We start from the raw sequence: 20,175 nt of genomic DNA, 5'->3' as shown, positions 1-20,175 counted from the left end.
ATAACGGTTTTATGATATTCATTTAAGATTTTCAATAGACTTTTAGCTTTTGTACTAAACTGGTCATTGAATTCTTCTTGAATGTGAAAACTAGTAAAATAAATGTCGACTTCATCTTTAGGAATAAAAGTTTCATCGAATTTTGATATATAAATTGATTGTCCTAACATAAATCCTCCTAGACAAAAAGTGTGGCATTTGTGCCACACTTTTGATTAAGCTTGTGATACTTCTTCGTCTTTAACAAAAATATTTGTGACAATGAATCCCATTACATAAGAGATTACCAATCCAATTAAGTAGTAGATCATTGTTGTAGTTACACCATGTGGTCCAGCAGTCATTACGAAAGTTGCTAATAAACCAGATGGTCCCCAAGTTGTGGCAGCAACTTGCATAGCCATAACGAAGGCTCCACCGAATCCAGCTCCGATTCCAGCTGTGATGAATGGTTTACCCATTGGAAGAGTAACCCCATAAATTAGTGGTTCACCAATTCCCAAGAAACCAGCTGGTAAAGCACCAGAGATGACTTTTTTCAATCTTCCGTTGTTTGTCTTTTTACATTTGAAATAAATAGCGATAGCAGCTCCTACTTGTCCTGCTCCGGCCATTGCTAAGGCTGGGAATAATGTTACATATCCTAATGCTTCTAATTGAACTGTATATAGAGCAACTAATCCGTGGTGCATTCCCATGGCAACCATTGGCAAGAACAATGCAGAAGAAATAAATCCAGCAAATACACGAACAACTGGGTTACTTGACATACATACAACTTCAACGATTTTAACTAATGCTGTTGAAATGAATCCTGTTGCTGGCATTACGATTAAGATATATGGAACTAATGTACAAATTAATGTTAATAATGGTGTGAATACGATGTCTAAGCTATCTGGCATACGTTTACGGATGAATTTTTCAACTTTAACTAATACCCATGCACCAATAACAACAGCTAATACACCACCACGACCTGCTCTTAAAATGGCATCTAATGGTTGTGCTTCATTATATAATCCAATTGTTTGAGAAATAACGTTGATTCCATCTAATGATGTGATCATTCCAAGCATACCACCTAAAATTGGTGTTCCACCGAATTTTTCAGCAGCTCTGTATCCAGCCCATGCTGTTAAGTAAGCAAGCATTGCTTGGTTGATTAATGATAATAATGTGTGAATCACAACTAATACTTTGTGATCTGCATATCCAGGATATACTTGTGCAATTAATGATGCGATACCAGCACATAAACCAGCAGCGATTACACCTGGTAATAATGGAATAAAGATTTCACCGAATGTTTTAAACATTGATTTAATCTTACTTTCTTTTTGATTTTGTTTAACGGCTTTTTTATTTTCTTGCCAGTCATTATCGGTTGCGACTTTACTAGCAGGAATTCCCATTTCTTGGCACATATCAGCTAGTTTACGACATTTTCCAGGACCCACTACAACTTCAATGTAGTTTGCTTTATCATGAACAATTCCTAAAACGCCTTCAACTTTTTTCAATTCTTCTTCATTGATTTCATTATCACTTTTAACATCTAATCTTAAACGAGTCATACAGTTGGTAGCTGCAGTAATGTTTTCTTTTCCACCAACAAACTCAAAGATTTTATCTAATAATTGTTTGTCGTTCATAAAAACTCTCCTATTTCTTTATTTTTAAGGCTTGGGCTACATGTCCCTTCGCTTCATTTAATAATTCCTTTGCCTCTTGTGAAGTTGAACCTGTTAAAATCATAACAACGGCCACTTTACATGAATTATCGGCTTTATTTAATGTTTCCCTTGCTTCTTGTCGATCAACACCCGTTGATTCCATAACGATGTTTTCGGCTCTTCTCTCTAATTTTTCATTTGATTGCATTACATCAATCATTAAGTTTTGATAGGCTTTTCCAATGCGTACCATAGAAGCCGTGGTAATCATATTTAAAACCATTTTTTGTGCACTTCCAGCTTTTAATCTAGAAGACCCCGTTAATACCTCTGGTCCTACAATCACTTCAAGAGCAATATCTGCTGCTTGTGACATAGCTGAATTGGCATTACAGCTAATAGAAGCAACAAAGGCTCCTTGATTCTTGGCATATTCCATAGCACCTAATACATAAGGTGTACGTCCACTTGCTGCAATACCAACTAAGACATCCTTATTAGAAAAATTGATTTTTTCTAAGTCTTCTTTTCCTAATTCACGATTGTCTTCGGCACCTTCCACCGCATTTCTTAAAGCATAGTCACCACCAGCAATTAATCCCACTACCATTCCTGGATCAACTCCATATGTAGGTGGACATTCCGATGCATCTAATACGCCTAAACGACCACTTGTTCCCGCTCCTACATACACAAGTCTTCCACCGTTTTCAAAAGCTTCAGTTACTTTATCAACGACTTGAGCAATGTTAGGAAGGATTTTTTCAATTGCTTCTGGAACTTTTTTATCTTCGTTATTCATTGCACTTACAATTTCTAAAGAAGACATTTGATCGAGTTCCATTGTATTTTCATTACGAGATTCAGTTGTGAATCCATTCAGATTTAACATGTTAACTCCCTTCAATTTCATAGTGTTTTGAGCTCTTACACCAACCATTGTCATGTTAACATTAATAAAAAATTATTTCTACACTTTGACATTATTATGAAACAATGTTTCTGTAAACGGTATCATTTTGAACGTTTCATCAAAAATATGAAACAATTACAGCAATGTGAGAAGAAAAATTAAACAATTGAGGGCATAATAAAAAAGATGACCGGTCCTTAAACCAATCATCATTTCATGTCACTTCATTATTTTTCTAAATATGTAGTGAAAAATCATTATTCAATATATTCAATTAAACTATTTGCAATTTTTTTAGGAGCTACGCCCGGTGATGTTTCATAAATATATCCTTCTGAATCTTGCCACACAACAATTCCATCAATATGTGCTCCTTCAACAACATATAAACTAGAATTAACTTTATGTACCTTCCTATTATTCTCAGTCACATTGACTACGCATAAATATTCATCATCACTAAATCCTGTAAGCTCATGACCATCGAAAGAAGCTGCTCCATATTCTAAAACATACTCCTTATATTCTTTTGCAAATTTCAGTCCAAGTTCTTCCTCTGCTTGTTCAATCTGAGCAAATGTTGCCGATTGTTCTGCATAAAAATAAGGTTTTTCCCTCATAACTTCTGTCAATTTTTTCATCATAAATATCTCCTAGCTCATTTCTATTAGTTCGGCATAATTTTTCCAAAACGCTCTTCTTTCTGAATTCCAATTAGTTCCTTCCGCATGTGCTTCTGTCCGCTTTAAAAAACCATGAATTGCTTTATTATCGTGTTCTTCTTGAGTCAAAATAGCGAGTGTTCCATCTTTCTTTTGTCCAACATGATGCAATTCATATGATAACCCTTTTGAATCTTTAGGAGCTAATCCTTGTTTCATTCGTTCAAGATTTGTTCTTCCTTTCGAATCTTTTCGGTTTAGATCTATGTCAAATCTCACTAATGCACTTTTATCTCCAACCATTACAGATTTTAAGTTTGCCTTTTTAAACACAACATCGTATTCTTCAATTGTATGAAATTGCTTAATCACATCCACAGGATATCCTGACTCTTTCTGAATTTTTGCATATTCATTTATTGTAAATGCGGTTTGTTTCGATTCTCCATAAAGAGAACTACCTTTAGCTTCTCCCCTCGAAATTTGGCACAGCATGGTGGGTTTTGACACCGTCTACAGCATCGACGACATCCACTTCACCTTTAAGAACAGACAGGAAATCCAAGCATAATCCCATAAACGCACGAACGCCTCACTACTGGTTTTGATGCCAGCGGTGAGGCGTTCTTTTAGTTTTTATTTGTTCTTCAGAAACTTTGCAATCTCATCAACGAGTTCCGGATGCCATGCGTCGGAATTTAATACACCTTTATGCCACATTGAAAACTTAGCTCCTGCATCAGTTGTTCCCCAACCGTTGCCGTAATGAATGAGCAAACCCATTTTTTCCATGATTTTGTTAAGAGCATTTACGCTTTTAACATCCAGTCCCATATCCTGCAGTTTTTTTACGATTCCTCTTTTATTCAAATCCCCCTTGTAATTGTAAGGCATAGTTTCGCCTCCTCACCTTATTATCAAATAATCAAGTTTAGTCATTATCGTTCTGAGCGGATGTGGTCAGCTCCATCATCTTTTGCGCATATGTATCCCCATCAATTTCTTCGTCGGCATACTGTCTCATCAGCTCGTCAATCTGCTCCTTCAATTCTTCTCTGGTCATTTTTTCACCCCCCCTTATAGTATGATATGATTGTTATCAATATATGTCTAAGATTTTATTTTTATTATTCAACATTTATTAATTAATTCCTTTTTAAATATAATTTTTTAATATTTTGATGTAATACGGACTTCTTAATTTTTCAACAGCTTCTTTTTCAATTTGGCGAACGCGTTCTCTAGTAAGTCCAATTACACTACTAATCTGTTCTAATGTCATTGGAATACCATCATCTAGACCATATCTCATTCTTAATATTTTTTCTTCATTTTCATTAAGATACTCTAAAATGTAATTAATAGCTTCTCTAAAAATTGACTGATTTGTCATATATTTCTTTTCTTGATTATAGTTGTCTATCATTTCAACATTATTTTGAATACAACTTATAAAAAAATCTATTTCTTCATGATCGTAGTACAACTTATTATCCTTTTGAGATATAAAACTAATCAATCCATCTTTATAAATTTCAACATCTTCAATACTTATTTTTTCATATTCTAAAAAATCATCTAAAAGTATCTTAAAGGCTCTCATTTTCTTCATGGTATTTTCTTTGAGACTTAAATAATTATTTTCGATAGTATAATTGTCTAATATATATCTTTTAACTCGGGTAGAAAAATAGTTATCAAAAGAACAATATTTATAGTAGTTATTATCCGGCTCTGGAAAAAAATAATTATCTATACATTTCATAAAACCAATAATTCCTAAAGAAAAAGTTTCATTAAGCTCTATTTTAGTTTGCTTAGTTACCTTATACGATATTTTTAATACACGTTTCAAATAAATATCAGCTAGATATTTCACGACACATTGTCTATCTTGTATCATTTCTTCATTTAAATATATCGATTCTTCTAGCTTTTCTGAATTTACATTTTTTATGTAGTATATTAGATTAATAAACTCAGGATATTCATTCAAGATTTCTTTATATAGGCGCTCATAATAATCATTGTTTTCATACTCTTTACGACATCTTTGAACTTTAATAACATCATCTAGACTTTCTTTTCTATCAAAAACATCCGTATATAGTATGTATTAAAATTTATTAAGTTTAATTTTTTCAAATTTCTGCATTTTTTAAACATTTTACTCATGTCTAACAAGTTATTTGTAGTGAATGAAGACAAATCCAAATATTCTAATTTCAAACACTTTTCAAACATACTATGCATAGATTTTACTTTTGATGTATCAAAATTAGATAAATCTAAATTACTTAAATTTTTGCAGTTGAAAAACATGTCACTCATATTTTCAACCTTGCTCGTATTTAAACAAACTATATTTAAATGTTTCAAAGAAGAACAATTTGAAAACATCTTTGACATATCCACAACTTTTGAACTATCAAATTTAGATAGGTCAAGCGAAATTCCACTAAAATTCTCAAACATACGATAACATGTAATATTACCTTTTGGGTTTATAACATTCTCTCCATCACCAATATAATGTAAATAGCCATATCCAGAATAATCGTATTTTATTTCAAAGTTAAGTGAATCATATTCTATACAGCAATTTCCATAAAATGTTCTCAAATTAATTAAAGTAATAAAGCCATCTTTAGAAAATATTTTCAAATTCGAACAACCGTCAAACACCTGCCCCACATTTTTCAATTTACAGCTTGATAATCCTGGAAAATAAAGTGTTTCTAAACAGTTGCATCCATCAAACATATAATCTATGTTTTCTACTCTTGAAGTATCAAAATTTGATAAATCTCGCATTTTAATATTATTACAATTGTAAAACATAGAATTCATATTTCTAATGTCTTGTGTATCAAACGAAGACAAATCAAGCGTTTCATTTTCACAGTCTTTAAACATCGAATAGCATGATATATTCCCTTTTGGATTTTTAATGTTTTTCCCATCTCCAATATAATGCAGATATTCAATCCGGTTCAAGTCACTCATTATTTCAAATTCAGTAATATCGTATTCAACATGTTGAATACCATAAAGTGTTTTCATCGGAGTTTTAACAATAATACTTTTCAAGCCACTTATCCCCTTTCTCAAATAAGTAAACTTTGCATAAAATATATTACTTCCTATTTTCGTATCTTCTTCGATAATAGTCCATCGTACGATATTCTATGATGTCTTTCATATGGTTTTTAAATGATTGTAGATGTATTACATCATTTAAATCATCTCTTATAGCTAGTGCATAGCCTTCTTTTTCAATAAAGAATCCATTTCCTGATGCTTTTAAGAATTTAATTGGCATTGTCTTAGCTTTTGTAAGATGTTGTTTATCTGTCATTTCTTTATATTTTTCATATGTAATATTTGCTGAGAAGTCTTTCCAGTTATTTCCGTGATCAAAGAACTCTTTCCAGCTTTTTAATACATCTTTATCAGTAACTGCTAGTTTAATGTTTCCTTCGTTATAGAAACTACATAGAATTGGCATTTTATAGACTTTTACCATGTCTGTTTTTTCAATTACATCTAAGAAGTCTTTTCCTATACTGTTGTATAATTGTTCTTCTTCAACCGTTAATTCATTATTTTCATGTAGAAAATCTAAATATTGTCTAAATGGATTTTCTTTAGAGTGTTTTAAACAATATTCATATACTTCTGTTTCCATGTATGTAAACAGTTCTACTCGTGTAGGTACTTTTCCATTTAATATTTCTTTAACTTTATAATATTCTTGTCGTATTTGTTCTTTAACAGACATTGTACGTTTATCCATTTCCCTGAATAAATCAATTAATCTCATGTCAAAGTCAACGATACAATCATCTGGATAGTCAAAATCATATTGATTAAATACTTTCGCGTTACTTGTTTGTTCTTGTCCACTTAATAAAAAAGGAGCTTTTCCTGCTTTTTCATAGTTTCCAATAAAATCTAGAACATTTAAATATTGTTTTCCTTCACTGATTCTTAGTCCTCTTCCTAATTGTTGTAGAAATACAACAGGTGATTCCGTTGGTCTAAGAAACATGACCATATCAAGTTGAGCAATGTCTACGCCTTCATTAAACATATCCACTGAGAAAATGACTTGGATTTCTTCATTTTTTAGTTTATTAATCGCAATGTTTCTTTCTTCTGAAAATTCACCATTGGCATCACTATAAACAGCTACAGATTTAATTCCTCTTTTACAGAATTGTTTAGCCATTTCTTCAGCATGTTTTCGCGAGCTACAAAACCCCAGTGCTCTACTCGATTTATATTTTTTATAATATTTGTATATTAAATCATATCGTTTTTCATTCCCGATATATTTTTCATCCAAATCCTTTTCCCGATATTTTCCTTTAAATAAGCGTAAATTAGAATAATCAGTTTCATCATAGATTCCATAGTAATGAAATGGTACAAGGTCTCCTCTATTAATCGCATCTTTTAAAGTAATTTCATAGGGAACATTATAATCACATATTTCATATATGTTTCTTCCATCCATTCTTTCAGGAGTAGCTGTTAGTCCTAATAAAAACTTTGGTTTAAAGTAATTAATGATATTCATATATTGGTCATTAACCGCATGATGAAATTCATCCACGACTACATAATCAAAATAATCTGGACTAAAATATTCATCAGTTAAATATTCACTTTTTCCTAATGTTGCCACTGAAGCAAAAATAACAGACTTTCCGATGTCTTTCTGTTTATTATAGAAGAATCCATAATCATCAGATTGTCTTACATTTCTAAAAGACTCCGCTGCTTGTTTTAGTATTTCTTCTCTATGGGCAACAAATAATACTCTTTTATAATCTTTTGAATCAAAAGCAGCTAAATATGTTTTTCCTACTCCTGTTGCAGCTTGAACTAAACCACGATTAGCTCCTTCTTCTCTCGTTTTTTCTAATTCAAACAAAGCTTCTATTTGAGCGCCTCTTGGTTCAAATACTTTTTCTTCAATTGGTTCAATAGGAATGTGTTTTGTGAAAGCAGGTTTATGCCAATTCTTTGCGTATTGTTTTAATTGATCATCATCTAAAACATAAGAATGGTTTTCATATAAGTCTAAAAACGTATTATAAAAATCATTAAAACTATTACTATCTTGTTTACTATTAAAACGATAGTTCCATTCAATTCCATTAGTTAATGCACTTTTAGAAATATTAGAAGAACCAATATACATTTCACTCATATCATCATAATGAAAGAAATAAGACTTTGGATGAAATGAACGATTTACTTCATTATAGAAACGTATTTCAACACGATCATTTAATTCTTTTTTTAATAAATAAAGAGCCGATGGTTGTGTAATCCCTAAATAATTTCCTGTTAAAATACGAATTTGTACGCCACGATCCAAAGCATTTTTTAAATCATTAAGAATCAATTTCACACCAGACTCCATCAAAAAAGATACAATGATATCAATTTGATTAGCACGAGCAAAACTATCTTTTAATTGATAATACAATTGTCTAGATTTATTATCATCTCCAGTCATTACATTCGTTGATTCTATTTTTTCCTTAAAATCACATTGAACCATTTTTCTTCCTCTCTTCCAGGACGTACATCTGAAGTAATCCACTGTTCTTCTAATACTAGATTATGTGTTTTATCCAATAAAGCCATAAAACGTTCTTCATTCATATCCGTAAAATATCTTCCATTTCTTTCACCAGAAAATGTTCCATATTTAAATGAAGTATAAATAACTCCTCCTTGTTTAAGAGCCTTTTCCATTTTATTCATAACATCTACTAAATCATTTAAATCTAAATGTAAAATAGAAGAACAAGCCCAAATACCATCGTATTTATTCACTTCACAAAGATCTTGAAAATACATATGTTTTACTTCAATACCAAAGTTTTCTTTTACTAATCTACAAAGTTCCTCTGAGCCATCAATGGCATCTACATAAAAACCTTGTTCTATAAAATATTTTGTATCACGCCCAGAACCACAACCAAAATCTAGAATTAAATCACCTTTATTAAGTTTACTTAAAAACTTATCTTGCATATGGTGAAACTCTACATTTAGTGTTGTATCAACAAATGACTGTGCATTTTGATTATAATATTCAATTGTTTTAGTTTGATTATTCATAATGTTATTTTTCCTTTATCAGTATTTATCAACAAAAATATATTTATGGTGATAATCTAAATAATATTCCATTTCGTCATTATAATTTATGTTATAAATTTTCTTTTTATCATTTATATTTAATATTTTCGCGTCTTCCTCTGTTATCATAGTAGATGTTTTTATACTACCGTCAAAATTAAAAGTCATTAATCCACTATCAAATAATCTATCGTATGTTCCACTCAAAAGAATTCCATTTTTTACTGATAATCTTTCTTTGCTATTTTCACAAACCGCCCATGGCTTGATATGACTTGCAATGAGAACTTGTGGAGTAGACACATTCGTAATAATGCATTTTCCATCATATTTTTTCATCAATTGATTTCTAAATGAGCCTTGTCCTATTCGCGCTTTTATAACCATTTCTTTTGTAGTAGCATCCAGTGATTCATCTTTTAATATTTGTTCCTCAACCTTGATTTCATCTTTATATTTATCAGTCTGCAAATATTTGAAACACCGGTATTTTTTAAGTGAATTGCTATACATATAATGACCTTTTAAATTCATATCAATAAAAACTTGCCAAACCATAATTTTTGAAATCGCAAGATCTAATTCATATAAACTCATATCTCTTAAATCTTTATCTATGTAGTTATTATTTAAAGCAATCTTCACAACTTCATTCAAACCATTATTATAATTACTACTGCTTTTCTCACTTAGAAGCTCTCCATTCCTTTTTTTCGTGGTTTTAAGCCATTCTAAAAATTCCATATTATCCCTTCTTCGCTAAATCTAACTTTTGAATCATTCAATTTATTGACTATTTAAAAATTTAATATCTATCAATATTCGTTATTATGATAACTTTTAATATGACACTATCACTGTCATAAACTTAATTACTTTACTTTTTGTGTATAAATATTCAACTTTTTATTATTGATATTCCGAATAGAGTTCGGTCATTTACTTATAAAAAAAACACTGTGTCTAAAAGAAAAGACATAGTGTAGTTACTTATAAATATTTACTTTTCTTTTACTTTATTATATCAAAATTAGTATTTATTTCAATTTTTCGAAAGGGTTTTCAAGGAATGGCAAAAAGTAATAATAAACAAATACTTTGACTGCACGTTACGTGCAGTTTTACATTCATTTAAAGAAAGGTTGATATAAAAATGAATATTAAAACAATTGAATGTCCTAGTTGTGGAGCTAATTTAGAAATTGATGAAAATCGAAAAGAATTGTATTGTGCATATTGTGGAAATAAGATTATTGTTCAAAATGAAAATGAACACATTATCCATGAAGTAAATGAAGCGGATGTTAAAAAGGCTGAATATGATTATCAGGTTAAGTTAAAACAATTGGAAATGGATAAACAAAATCAGAAAAGATATAACTCAATTTTAAAGTTAAAAATTGTGATTTCTATGATTTTAGGTATTATTGGTTTTATTTCTTTTTTGTTTGGTGAACACGGAATGATGATAGGAATGATGGCTTTTATCGTTATAATGTATATTTGGCTATTTCATGATAGTGATAAAAAACCAGAACCTAGCTATGGTATAAGGATTCCTAGTGAAGCTTATAACTATGAAAAGAAGAATTATATAACAGTTGAATTATTATTACGTAATAAAGGTTTTAGTAATATTACTTGTATTCCTTTACATGATTTAAGTTATGGATTGATTATTAAACCTGGTATGATTGAATCGATTACAATTGATGGAGAAAGTCTTTCTTCTTCAAAGAAATATGATTCAGAAGCTAAAATTGTGATTACGTATCATTCATTAAAATAGGAGCGATTTTTTCGCTCCTGTTTTATTTATGCACTTATACCATCTTCATCATCGAAGTTATATCTTTGTTCTGTTTGTTCATCGTTTCTATATTCATCTGTGTTTTGATATCTTCTAAACATGATATTCTGCATGATTCCCATGACTAAGTTCATGATAAACCAGAATAATATAAAATAGAAAAACGGACTTCTTCTTCGTCTATAATGTGTTTGTTGGCTTTGATATTGTCGATTCATATTCGATGAATAAAAACCAAATGGACCATAGAAAAAGAATTGATCAAAATTTCCTTGTTGGAAACCATTAAAATTACCATTCATATTACTATAAGGATTACTATATCCTTGTTGTGAATACGGATTCGAATAAGTTTGTTGGTATTTACTAGGATTTTGAATTTGATCATAAGCCTGATTTATTTCACTCATTTTCTTAGCCGCTTGTTCATCTCCTGGATTTAAATCCGGGTGATATTTTTTAGCTAATTTACGATATGCTTTTTTAATTTCATCTTGAGAAGCATCTCTTGATACTCCCAAAACCTCATATGGATCTCTCATTCATTTACTCCTTAAACAGAAAAGATTATAATTATTTTAGCTATTATTTGTCAATTCTTATACTTAATTTCACATGGATTCACAAAATCTTACCAAAAAGGAGCAAACATGAACAAATGGAACACAATTATATTTGATATGGACGGTACATTATTTGATACCGAACAAATTTCTTTAAATGCATGGTATGATGTTAAAGAACACTTTAATTTACCTATTACCCGTGATTTTTGTATTCAATTAATTGGAAGAACACGACAAAGTGCACAGCCTATATTTAAAAAATATATGCCTGAGAATTGGAATGAACAAGAAGTCTATGCGTATCGAAAAGAAAAAATGAATGAATTTAAATTAAAGAATGGTCCTTTACCTAAAACTGATTTACATCAATTATTTAATAACATTCGTTTAAAAGGATATCGCATTGCCCTTTGTTCTAGTTCTCACCGTGATGCCATTGACTTTAATTTAAAATATGAACACTTAGAAAATAGCTTTGATGTGATTGTAGATGGATCCATGACAAATCATGGAAAACCAGCTCCTGATATTTACTTAAAAACAGCGGAATTATTAAACATTGATCCAAGTCAGTGTTTAGTAATTGAAGATTCTAAAAATGGTATTTTATCCGCTCATAGAGCGGGTATGGATGTAATGATGGTTATTGATTTAGTACAACCCGATGAAGAAGTAAAATCCATTGCGTATAAAATATATAATCACTTAGACGATATTTTAAAAGATATTTAATTTGGACAAATACAATAAATTGTGAAAAACATAAACATTGAAATTAAAAATAATTTTTTGTATGCTTCTATTATATAAGGGAGTAGTCAGCACAAAGTGCGATGATATCAACATCCTGGAGTTATCCTGGTATTATCTTAAATGACAAGACTTATCTATTTTTTTAGATTGTCTTGTCTTTTTTTAAAATGGAGGACACTATGTCAGAATCAAATATAACAAAACAAGCTCTATCGAATTCCTTAAAACAACTCATGAATGAAATACCCTTTGATAAAATCAGTGTAGGACAAATCTGTGAAAGATGTGGAATGAGTCGTAAAAGCTTTTATTATCACTTTAAAGACAAATACGATTTAGTTAATTGGATCTTTGACAGTGAAATTATTAAAGTCATTTCCAATGATTTAAATATAAATTGTTATCAAGACAGATGGAAACTAATTGAAGACACATGCGATTACTTTTATGAAAATCGTAGATTCTATCGCAAAGCCCTTCAAATAAAAGGACAAAACTCTTTTTGTGACCACTTTAGAGAATTCTTAGAACCTGTATTAAAATATCGTTTATCTGAAATCATTGGAAACGATAAAATCGATGACTTTGTTTTAAATTTCTGTAACGATGCCATTATAGATGCCATGGTACGCTGGATTGGAAATGTGAATTGTATGGACTCTAAAGAATTCGTACATAAACTCAAATACCTGACAAAAGTAATTTGTGCAACAATTTCTGATGAAATGGAACACATGGAATAAAAAAAGAATCTCACGATTCTTTTTTTACTTAAATGAATAATAATCTACATTCGTATGCGAATACAATCCATCTGAAATAGCTAAATCAATTAAAGAACTATCTTTCATAAATTCAAATGGAATCGTATGATATAATCCCTTATTACGAGCTTCTATTACACAGTTATAAACCTTTTCTTGAACGGATTGTAAACAATCATCACTTGGAATTAAAAAAGTAAAAAAAGGACTTGCTTGTTGGGCACTCATAAAGAAATCCCCGTTTTGAATGTTTTCTAAATCTGCTTGTGAATACTTTAAATAAATAGAATAAGGAATACCCATATCACGTAATTCTCTAATTCCTTGTTCTTGTTCATTATAAGCCAATACAACCATGATATTTTTTAAATACGCTAATTCATCTAAAAACTTAGTTGTGATTTTGTTTGAATCACAAATTAAGAAAAAAGCACAGTCTTCATTGTCTTGAATAAAAGGCACAACTACATCAAAATACTCACCTACATCAAATGCATAAGTATAAATTCCTGTTTTCTTTCCTTCTTCAATTACTTTTTTTATTGATTCCATATGGGAAATAAAATCATCATTCACTTTAAAAGGAATCATCCAAGGAAGCCAAGTATGTTGTTCTTGTTCCTTTTCATGAAGCTGTTTCATACCATAAACACAACTATTATAACCAAGATTCATTCCAAACTTTAAAATACGATCCGCATCTACATAAGAAATCGTATCCTTTAAAAGCACATAATACGGACAATTCTCTTGTTTCAACATATCATGAGCCACTTGGAAGAAATGCTTCTTATTCTGGGTATTGCTGTGTTCTAACGCAAAATCCACAATCTTACGAACCTGACGCTCAGGATCTACTTTTGCTTCTTGAATACTCTTTTTAACCACTGTTTCAATTAATACTCTTGAACCTGTATTTTCCATTTTGTTAACTCCTACTAACACATTATAGATTTGTATTTCAAAATACAAAAGGGACATATTTATATTCTTGGGTAAGAAACAATATTTTTTAAAAATAAATTTTTACATTTTCCTATTTTTTTCGAATTATATAATAAGAGGTGCAAAAAAGATGAATGAATTAAAGTATGCACAAGATCAACTAGATACATTTGGAAAAATACTGAATACGTATAAAGGTGTTGTAGCACGGTACTTAAAATACTTAATTCCTGAATATAAAGACTTAGAACTTAATGAAATTATTTCTTTATTTGAAGAAAAAGGAAATCGACTACAGGGATTGGATAAAGAATTTAAATTCAATGGAACAGCTGTATTTGATTTGTTATTCAAAGTCAAGCATCCCACTAAAGATGAATACATTTTAATTGATATTGAATTACAAGCAAAAGACAATTTAGAATACAAATTAGAATCAAGAGCCACACACTATGCGAGTTTACTCGTTGCCAATCAATATGGACTATACTACAAGAATCCATATTATGACAAAATCTATAAGTGTTATTCGATTTGGATCGTATTGAAGCATAAGAAAAGTCATAAAGGAATTTCATTAATTGAAAATTCAACAAAATCAATTGATAACGGACAAGGAATAGAAATAGAATATGCCCAAAAAGGAAATATCATCTTTGTGTATTACGACCCAGATTCTAATCATCCCATTCAAGTTATGACAAAAGAATTAATTGATGAACGATTAAATGCAGCGTATGTGAACAACCTTAGAAAATATGGTATTATGGACATAGATGAACAGGAGGTAAGCAAGATGTGTAATTACCATGAATTTGTCTTAGAAAAAGGAATTAGTCAAGGAATTGATATTGGTCGTAGTGAAGGAATCAATATCGGTCTAAGTGAAGGAATTGATATTGGAAGAAGTGAAGGTATTGATATCGGTCGATCTGAAGGAATAGATATTGGTCGTAGTGAAGGTATTGAAATTGCGACACTCAAAACAATTAAAAAATTGATGTCATCTTTTACTGAAAGTTTTGATAAAGTGTGTGATTTATTGGACATCAATGAAAATGAAAGAGAAAAATATCGACAATTAATTTGTAGTTAATAAAAAATAAGACAAGGAATGAAGTAAATTATTCCTTGTCTTTTATAATTATTCATCTTCGTCGTAATTCACAAAATTATCAGATTTAGCTGCGGCAATTTTTTTGAATTTCTTTAATAAAGGGTGTTGTTTAATACGGTTGGTATCTCTAGAGATAATATAACTTACAAGTTGTACAAATGGTAAATACGCAATAGGACATAATTCAGGTAAAACTTTATCAACCAATAATACATGATCATCGTCTTTAAAATTTGTGTTTGCACTTACCATAAAAACACGATTTGTGACTTGTTTAGTAGCTAAATATACTTGTGCGACGCGATTACTTGCTTGGTCATTTCCATCATAAATAAACACATTATATTGTGGTGTTAATTGTAAATTAGGACCATGAATGTATTCTTCTATTTCATATGGTGCACTTGGAATATGAATGGTTTCTCCCATTTTCAATGCACTTTCTAGTGCTGTTCCATAATTGGAACCCGCTCCAATACTATATACCCAATTCATACTTGTTAGTTCTTTATAATTGTGTTCAATGAATTTCATTGTTTTATCAATTGTTTTTTGATTTACTTGAATTGCCTTTTTAACTTCATCTAGATAGTCTGTTTGTTTTGATTGTGCAATACTAAATAAAACTAAAAACAAACATAAACAAGTAACTCCTTTAGTCACATAACCAACTAATTCTTCTTGAACTCCATAATCAATGACTACATCCGCATAGTCTTTTACATCACTGTTCACATTTCCAGTTAAACAAATTGATAAGTGATTTAATTCATTTATTTTTTTGATTGCTTCAATGGCATTAGTGCTATATCCGCTTTGCGTTACAACAAGAACTAAATCATCTTCATTAATATCGTGTTCATAGTAAGTAAATGTATATGGTGTAATAATCTTAACATCCATAGGCAATACTTTTTTCATGAATGCTCTAGCACAATGACATGCATTGTTACTTGAACCACTTGCGACTAACCAAATGCGTTTGTATTCTTTTTCATTGGCAATATCTAATAGCGGTTTTACAAGTTCTTGATAGTGTTCTACATTGTTTAAAGCAACTTCAGGTGCTTCTTTAATGTAGTCTAACATTGTATATTTTTCCATAAAAACCTCCAAAAGAGGTGAAAACCACCTCTTTTATTGTATCAAATTAATATTCTAATCTTCTGTAGTAACGACGGATTTCCATTGGATGACGTGTTGCTATTTCCATGTGAACATCGATACGATTATTTACAGCATGCATTACATGATGTGACAAATGTTTACGATATTTTTCACTAATTCCTTTTAATTCATAATCTTTTGTATCAATTACTGTATAGTTGGCACAAATTCTTGGAATGAAATTCACAACTCGTTCAGATAAAGGACGTTGAGCATCTTCACCAACATAAATTGTTACTGGTGTATCGCGTGTAATGATTTCAAACATTCCGTGGAAGAATTCAGGAGCTGTAATTGATTTTGTCTTTTTCCATAATTGTTCTTCCCAATAACACATTGCATATGAATAAGTAGCTCCCCATTGGTTTCCAGCTCCTACAAAGTAATGCATTTCATCATCACAGTGTTTTTTCGCAAATTCTTGAGCAAATGGATCTGCTGCTTTTTCTACATCAACTAAAGCTTGTGCTAAATGTGCATCATATTCTGCATACATTTCATCATACTCAGGCATTTCTCCTGCGTTATACATAAAACGATCTGCTGTCATGAAGAATTTTAATTGTTCGTTCATTGGATACGAAATTTTATAGTCTGATAAATCTAAGATTTCTGCTTTTGGTGCATCCACAAACCCAATAACACGAGCTCCAACAGCTTTTGCTTTCTTTACTGCATCTACAACTTCAACTGTATTTCCTGTAACACTTGAAATAACGATTACTGTATCTTTTGTGATTCTTTTATTTCCTGTTGTTAAGTATTCAGCAGCATTTTCAGCCCAAGTTTCGATTCCTGAGATTTCTTTCATATGGACAACAGCTTGCATGCTACTAGCCCATGTTCCTCCAATTCCTAACCAACAAATATTTGAATATCCATCTTTACAAATTTCATCAACGATTTCATTGATTCTTGGTCTTAATGCTAAGGCTCCATTTACACTATCAATTTTTGCTTTTTCATCAAATTTAATCATTTTTATATCCTCCTATACTCCTAAAATTCCAAAGAATGATCCAACTAAACCAATGGCTACACAAACCAATAATAAAGTAGTTGTTTTAACATTTTTCTTTTTCAATAACCAATAAACAAATAAAGTAAACATCAATGGAGCAAATCCAGGCATGATAGAGTTGAAAATATCTCCAAGAGTTGTTGCTTCATCACCTGTACCAAATGCAAGTGGAAAGTTAATTGAAACGTTTTCAGCTGTCATAGCTCCCACAACCATTAACCCAAGTACACTTGCCGCATAAGTTAATTTTTTCATTAATCCTGATTGTTGAATTTTTGTTAAGAATGTACTTCCTAATTTATATCCAGCATTCATCAAATAGTAACGAAGTCCTTGAGCAGGTAAATTAAAAATTAATAAGAATAAAATTGGTCCTAAAAGGTTTCCTTTAGTTGCTAACGATAAACCAATACCAGTCGCAATGATACGTAATGTACCCCAAATAAATGAATCACCAATTCCAGCTAGAGGCCCCATTAAAGAAACCTTAACATTGTTAATACTTTCTGTATCAAAGTCTTCATCATTGGCATTGCTTTCTTCCATAGCTGCACTAATACCTAAAATTAAAGTTGCTAAGTGAGGCGTTGTATTGAAGAATTCCAAGTGACGTTGCATTGCTTCAATTTGATCTTCTTTATTGTCATATAATTTTTCAATTACAGGTAACATGCAATAGGCATATCCCATATTCATTTGTCTTTCATAGTTCCAATCCCATTCAAGACCAAAAGATCTCCAGAATACTTTATTTAATTCTTTTTTTGTTAATTGTTTTTTATTAGAAGTCGTCATCGTCGTCATTTCCTCCTTGTACTAATTCACCTTGTACTTTATTTGATTTCAATTGTGTTAAAACAATCGCGATAATTACTCCAAAAATCGCAATTCCTGTTGTTGGAATTCCTAAATAAACTGATAAAGCAAATCCTAAAATAAAGAAACAAGCTACTTCTTTGTTCATAATCATCTTTAACAACAATCCAAATCCAATAGCAGGAAGTAATCCCATAGTAATTTGTAATCCATTGTTAACCCATTCAGGAATAACACTTAACAATGCATTTACAGCAGGTCCACCAGCATAATAACCACAACCAACACATAAACCAATAATTAAGTTAACTCCGAAGAAACCTCCTAGAAAGTGCATTCTTGCGACACCTTTCATGTCTCCTTTAGCTGCATAATCATCTGCTTTATGAACAAATGGTGGAAGGATAAATACCATTCCAATATTTTTTGCAATCAAAACTAATGAAGCAACTGGAATACCAACTGTAATAGCTGTTTCAGGTCCAGCTCCTGTTGTAATAGTAAAAGCAGTTCCAAGTACAGTACCTGAAATCATTTCAGGTGGAATACTAGCTCCGATTGAAAATGAACCCATAAAAGCCAATTCCAGAGTTGCACCCAATGCAACACCTGTAGGAATATCTCCTAAAACAATACCCGTTAAAGTTCCCATAACAATTGGTCTTGATAATAAGCTTGTACCTAATAAATATTCCGCATTTCCAAGCATCGCAACCAATCCTAATAAAATTGCTTGTACTAACATAATTCTCCTCCTATAATACTTTCTCTACTTTAATTGCTGGATCATCTGGAACCATTTGAATTTCAACATCACATCCAATACCAACTAAATCTTTTAATAGTTCTTCTTCTTTTGGTGTGATATTCATGGCCTTTGAAATATTTCTTGTTTCACTTGTAGCCTTAGTTCCACCTAAATTTAATTTTTTAATTCCGCAATTTTTGATTAATTCATATGCATCTTTAATCGATTCAACCACAATTAATAACTTATATTTATCAGTGACCCCACTATTGATAGAATCAATTGAATCCTTAATTGATTTAATAACTAATTTTGTTCCAGCTGGTTTAGCTAACTTCAAAGATGTTTTTCTTAAATCATCTTTAACAACTGAATCATTCGCAATTAAAATACAATCCGCATCAACATGTGCTTTCCAAGAAAAAGCAACCTGACCATGTAGTAATCTATGATCTACACGCAATAATTTGATCATATATTCTCCTCCTCTTTTAAAATTCCTCGTCTTCTTGTTCTTTGATTCCATGCATCAATGTAATTCCTGATTGAGAACCTGTTATTAATGCATCAAATTCACTTTCTTGAATTCCTTCTCGATATTGAAGCACTACATCCAATGCCATTGCCATATTCATTCCTGAAATTAAAACTACATTTTCAAATACTGTTAATGGCATTAATGCCGTATGGACACTTCCACCTTTGATATCCGCTAAAATTATGACTTGATCCTGACACTCTTGAACTCTTTCGCGTAACTCTTGATAGTAATCAGTTGGATTTTCTCCTGGATACAAACAATATGTTTCAACATCATCTGCCAACGAACCCGCAATCATCGAAACAGAGTTTTTCATTCCTTTTGCTAAATCTCCATGGCTCGCAAATATAATCTTTGCCATTGCCTTCCTCCTTTCTGTATTCGTCACTTATTTATAAGCAAATTTTGTGCCATAGAACTAAATTTCATAAAAAAAAGAAGAAATATTTCTATTTCTTCACAGACTGTTGACAAAGTGGTCGACAGTCTTTTTAAATTCTGATATTATTGTTGT

At 30.8% G+C, this 20,175-nt stretch carries 23 protein-coding genes; 4 read left to right on the top strand and 19 right to left on the bottom strand.

Translation table 11 applies throughout. The features are described from left to right. Positions 1–215: 215 nt before the first annotated feature. From ACI313_RS00285 to ACI313_RS00235, 11 genes are all read right to left on the bottom strand, one after another. A complete protein-coding gene (locus ACI313_RS00285; RefSeq protein WP_320104440.1) occupies positions 216–1,655 on the bottom strand; it encodes a PTS transporter subunit EIIC in 1,440 nt (479 codons plus the stop codon). Between the two features lie 10 nt (positions 1,656–1,665). Continuing rightward, complete coding sequence (murQ, locus tag ACI313_RS00280; protein WP_439755019.1) at positions 1,666–2,568, bottom strand: N-acetylmuramic acid 6-phosphate etherase; 903 nt, start codon at positions 2,566–2,568, stop codon at positions 1,666–1,668. A gap of 278 nt (positions 2,569–2,846) precedes the next feature. Next, positions 2,847–3,230, bottom strand: coding sequence for an SMI1/KNR4 family protein (locus ACI313_RS00275; protein ID WP_439755018.1), 384 nt, complete (start codon positions 3,228–3,230; stop codon positions 2,847–2,849). Positions 3,231–3,242: 12 nt separating this feature from the next. Next, complete coding sequence (locus tag ACI313_RS00270; protein ID WP_439755017.1) at positions 3,243–3,746, bottom strand: HNH/ENDO VII family nuclease; 504 nt, start codon at positions 3,744–3,746, stop codon at positions 3,243–3,245. A 141-nt stretch (positions 3,747–3,887) separates the two neighbouring features. Next, complete coding sequence (locus tag ACI313_RS00265) at positions 3,888–4,145, bottom strand: hypothetical protein (RefSeq protein WP_320607804.1); 258 nt, start codon at positions 4,143–4,145, stop codon at positions 3,888–3,890. Between the two features lie 37 nt (positions 4,146–4,182). Further along, positions 4,183–4,314 carry a hypothetical protein gene (locus tag ACI313_RS00260; protein ID WP_320607803.1) on the bottom strand — a complete coding sequence of 44 codons (132 nt, stop codon included), beginning with the start codon at positions 4,312–4,314 and terminating at the stop codon, positions 4,183–4,185. A gap of 93 nt (positions 4,315–4,407) precedes the next feature. Next, positions 4,408–5,247: a sigma-70 family RNA polymerase sigma factor gene (locus tag ACI313_RS00255; protein WP_439755016.1), complete on the bottom strand. Its 840-nt coding sequence runs from the start codon at positions 5,245–5,247 to the stop codon at positions 4,408–4,410. Positions 5,248–5,324: 77 nt separating this feature from the next. Further along, on the bottom strand, positions 5,325–6,341 hold the full coding sequence (locus ACI313_RS00250) for a BspA family leucine-rich repeat surface protein (protein ID WP_439755015.1): 1,017 nt from the start codon (positions 6,339–6,341) through the stop codon (positions 5,325–5,327). A 46-nt stretch (positions 6,342–6,387) separates the two neighbouring features. Beyond that, positions 6,388–8,826 (bottom strand): DEAD/DEAH box helicase family protein, encoded by a 2,439-nt coding sequence (locus ACI313_RS00245; protein ID WP_320607801.1) that lies wholly within the window; start codon positions 8,824–8,826, stop codon positions 6,388–6,390. Then, the gene (locus tag ACI313_RS00240; protein WP_439755014.1) at positions 8,796–9,392 is read right to left on the bottom strand and encodes a class I SAM-dependent methyltransferase; all 597 of its coding nucleotides are present in this window, start codon (positions 9,390–9,392) and stop codon (positions 8,796–8,798) included. The genes ACI313_RS00245 and ACI313_RS00240 overlap by 31 nt, the downstream gene beginning before the upstream one ends. Positions 9,393–9,410: 18 nt before the next feature. Next, entirely contained in the window at positions 9,411–10,157 is a 747-nt protein-coding gene (locus ACI313_RS00235) for an HNH endonuclease (RefSeq protein ID WP_439755013.1), read from the bottom strand. A gap of 409 nt (positions 10,158–10,566) precedes the next feature. On the opposite strand from ACI313_RS00235, the gene ACI313_RS00230 reads away from it, so the two are divergent. Continuing rightward, positions 10,567–11,202: a hypothetical protein gene (locus ACI313_RS00230; protein WP_439755012.1), complete on the top strand. Its 636-nt coding sequence runs from the start codon at positions 10,567–10,569 to the stop codon at positions 11,200–11,202. Between the two features lie 26 nt (positions 11,203–11,228). Here the strand turns inward: ACI313_RS00230 and ACI313_RS00225 are convergent, their stop codons facing one another. Continuing rightward, a complete protein-coding gene (locus tag ACI313_RS00225; protein ID WP_320607797.1) occupies positions 11,229–11,765 on the bottom strand; it encodes a DnaJ domain-containing protein in 537 nt (178 codons plus the stop codon). Between the two features lie 108 nt (positions 11,766–11,873). Between ACI313_RS00225 and ACI313_RS00220 the strand changes: the two genes are divergently transcribed. Both ACI313_RS00220 and ACI313_RS00215 read left to right on the top strand, forming a co-directional pair. Beyond that, positions 11,874–12,521 carry an HAD family hydrolase gene (locus ACI313_RS00220; RefSeq protein WP_439755011.1) on the top strand — a complete coding sequence of 216 codons (648 nt, stop codon included), beginning with the start codon at positions 11,874–11,876 and terminating at the stop codon, positions 12,519–12,521. A 200-nt stretch (positions 12,522–12,721) separates the two neighbouring features. Further along, complete coding sequence (locus tag ACI313_RS00215) at positions 12,722–13,285, top strand: TetR/AcrR family transcriptional regulator C-terminal domain-containing protein (protein WP_320104433.1); 564 nt, start codon at positions 12,722–12,724, stop codon at positions 13,283–13,285. A 24-nt stretch (positions 13,286–13,309) separates the two neighbouring features. On the opposite strand, the gene ACI313_RS00210 is transcribed toward ACI313_RS00215, so the two are convergent. Further along, a complete protein-coding gene (locus ACI313_RS00210; protein ID WP_320608431.1) occupies positions 13,310–14,230 on the bottom strand; it encodes a hypothetical protein in 921 nt (306 codons plus the stop codon). Between the two features lie 151 nt (positions 14,231–14,381). Between ACI313_RS00210 and ACI313_RS00205 the strand changes: the two genes are divergently transcribed. Next, positions 14,382–15,347: a hypothetical protein gene (locus ACI313_RS00205; RefSeq protein ID WP_439755010.1), complete on the top strand. Its 966-nt coding sequence runs from the start codon at positions 14,382–14,384 to the stop codon at positions 15,345–15,347. 48 nt (positions 15,348–15,395) lie between these two features. Here the strand turns inward: ACI313_RS00205 and ACI313_RS00200 are convergent, their stop codons facing one another. From ACI313_RS00200 to ACI313_RS00175, 6 genes are read right to left on the bottom strand one after another with little or no spacing between them, the layout of a single operon-like run. Continuing rightward, entirely contained in the window at positions 15,396–16,472 is a 1,077-nt protein-coding gene (locus tag ACI313_RS00200; protein ID WP_439755009.1) for an SIS domain-containing protein, read from the bottom strand. 46 nt (positions 16,473–16,518) lie between these two features. After that, positions 16,519–17,514: an SIS domain-containing protein gene (locus tag ACI313_RS00195; RefSeq protein WP_320607500.1), complete on the bottom strand. Its 996-nt coding sequence runs from the start codon at positions 17,512–17,514 to the stop codon at positions 16,519–16,521. A 12-nt stretch (positions 17,515–17,526) separates the two neighbouring features. Then, positions 17,527–18,351, bottom strand: coding sequence for a PTS system mannose/fructose/sorbose family transporter subunit IID (locus ACI313_RS00190; protein WP_320607501.1), 825 nt, complete (start codon positions 18,349–18,351; stop codon positions 17,527–17,529). Further along, positions 18,338–19,117 (bottom strand): PTS mannose/fructose/sorbose/N-acetylgalactosamine transporter subunit IIC, encoded by a 780-nt coding sequence (locus ACI313_RS00185; RefSeq protein WP_320607502.1) that lies wholly within the window; start codon positions 19,115–19,117, stop codon positions 18,338–18,340. The genes ACI313_RS00190 and ACI313_RS00185 overlap by 14 nt, the downstream gene beginning before the upstream one ends. 10 nt (positions 19,118–19,127) lie before the next feature. Next, positions 19,128–19,595 carry a PTS sugar transporter subunit IIB gene (locus ACI313_RS00180; protein ID WP_320607503.1) on the bottom strand — a complete coding sequence of 156 codons (468 nt, stop codon included), beginning with the start codon at positions 19,593–19,595 and terminating at the stop codon, positions 19,128–19,130. Positions 19,596–19,611: 16 nt separating this feature from the next. Next, positions 19,612–20,022 carry a PTS sugar transporter subunit IIA gene (locus ACI313_RS00175; RefSeq protein ID WP_320104374.1) on the bottom strand — a complete coding sequence of 137 codons (411 nt, stop codon included), beginning with the start codon at positions 20,020–20,022 and terminating at the stop codon, positions 19,612–19,614. Between the last annotated feature and the right edge of the window lie 153 nt (positions 20,023–20,175).

Source organism: Floccifex sp., from assembly GCF_051873495.1.
Taxonomy (GTDB): domain Bacteria; phylum Bacillota_I; class Bacilli_A; order Erysipelotrichales; family Erysipelotrichaceae; genus Floccifex.
Note: the sequence above shows the minus strand (reverse complement) of the source record. Positions and strands in the feature narration are given on the sequence as shown.